2 protein-coding genes are annotated in these 1,682 nt (G+C 52.8%); one reads left to right on the top strand and one right to left on the bottom strand.

What is annotated here, in order from left to right; genetic code table 11:
* The coding region (locus tag AC0QH1_RS18955) for an SH3 domain-containing protein (protein WP_324632828.1) at positions 1–563 on the top strand (563 nt) is incomplete at its 5' end.
* A 10-nt stretch (positions 564–573) separates the two neighbouring features.
* On the opposite strand, the gene AC0QH1_RS18950 is transcribed toward AC0QH1_RS18955, so the two are convergent.
* Positions 574–1,326 carry a M15 family metallopeptidase gene (locus AC0QH1_RS18950; RefSeq protein WP_324632827.1) on the bottom strand — a complete coding sequence of 251 codons (753 nt, stop codon included), beginning with the start codon at positions 1,324–1,326 and terminating at the stop codon, positions 574–576.
* Between the last annotated feature and the right edge of the window lie 356 nt (positions 1,327–1,682).

The following is a 1,682-nucleotide window of genomic DNA, read 5'->3' as shown; positions in this document are numbered from 1 at the left end:
CCTCCATTTCCCCTGGCTCTCATCCCGACGCTCACCAAGCACGGGTAGAGCGCGGGGCTTCCCGCCGAGAAGCTAATCCCCCCACCAATGTCCGCTCTACCCCGGAAGTGGCTCCCGATAATATTGTGGGTACCCTGGCCAATGGCACCTATGTCTCACTCAGCGATCGCCAAAATGGCTGGTTTAAAATTACCACTCCTGTGGATGGCTGGATTTCTCAAAACCTCACGGAAACCACCTGCGCTTCTGTCAGCAAGCGGATTAATTTTCCCCCCAATGGCACTAGGGCGATCGTTAAAGGTCGGATTATCGGTGGGGGCAGCCACGAATACATTCTCAACGCTTCTGAAGGTCAAACCATGACCGTTACTGTCATTGAAGGAGCCTTACCTTTCGTCTTTCCCCCCAACGATCCCAACCGTCAGCGCGACTTGACCGGCGGCGGTCACTACACCGGCAAAGACAGCTGGACCGGCACCCTCCCCGCTACCGGCGACTATCTCTTGCAGTTAGATTCCAATTTTCGCGGCTTCGAGTACGAATTGTTGGTGAGCGTTGAATAATTCAGATACATCACCGATAACTTCCCCCCCGTTGCGAGGGAATCGCTTCCAAGGAAACATCCAAAATCGAAAAGCGCCGCCAATCCGCCGCATCAAAATGCCACCATTCCGTTACCAGGGGCACAAAACCATGCTTCCGCATCACCGCTGCGAGTAATTCACTGTTTCTGCGGGCCGTCTCGCTCACCCCTGGCCCTCGGTAATCCCGCGCCGCTCGTTCGGTAAAATCATCGAACTCGGTGGGCATTTCCAGTTCCCTGCCCTCCCGGTCCACTAAGGTTAAATCTACCGCAGCACCGCGATTGTGGCGAGACCCCCACGCCGGATTGGCAACATAACGCGGATCCGGCAAGACGTCCCACATTTCCTCGGTCACGGAGAAGGGTCGGTAACAATCAAATACTTTTAATCCTAACCCGCGTTGTTGCAATTCGTTTTGCACCCGCGAGAGCTTTTCAGCAACCCTGGCCCTTAACGCACATCGCGCCACCGGGTAAAGCTCTCGGTTTAAAAAATTGTTGGCGGTGGCGTAGCGCATGTCGAGAATGATGGAGGGATTGATATCGGTCATGTCCACTAATCTGGCCCAATCCGGTACCCGATCGCGATCGGCGATTTGGGTGCCATTGCGCGACGGTTCGGATGTGGCAATCGGTGGCCCCTCCGCTTTGGGAACCCGCACCCCCCAAACCGCCTGTTGACCCACTCCAACCCAGCTCCCTAGCATCACCCACATCCAGATTGCCCAAACCTGTAATTTCATAGCTAAACGCATCTACAAACCTTGACTCTGATTCTGTAACGATCGCTCTACTCTAACTCCGGAAATTTTCAACCATAAAAAAAGTTAACTCTCAACATCGGCCACTCTCAGTATAACAGAAAAACAAAGCACTTTATCCCATCCAACCGCCAGGTTTTATACTAAAATTTCTCACATAAAGAAAAAATAGCTCGAGAGTTCTATACAAAAGTAACATAATCTCCCAAAACAACTGCCTGTAAGGACAGGGCAGCGCGGTGTCCCGAGGAGGTTGGAGAACCATCATCAGAAATTAGGGTTGGTAAGGGGGAGAACGGAAACCCTCGTCATTTATGCGTAGGGAGGAGTTCTCCCCC

Source organism: Phormidium sp. CCY1219 (assembly GCF_055795085.1).
This window is presented reverse-complemented; position numbering and strand designations above follow the sequence as displayed.

What these genes read in the sequence shown, in the direction of transcription:
- AC0QH1_RS18950 (WP_324632827.1), bottom strand. Translation starts at nt 1,326, where the DNA reads ATGAAATTACAGGTTTGGGCAATCTGGATGTGGGTGATGCTAGGGAGC.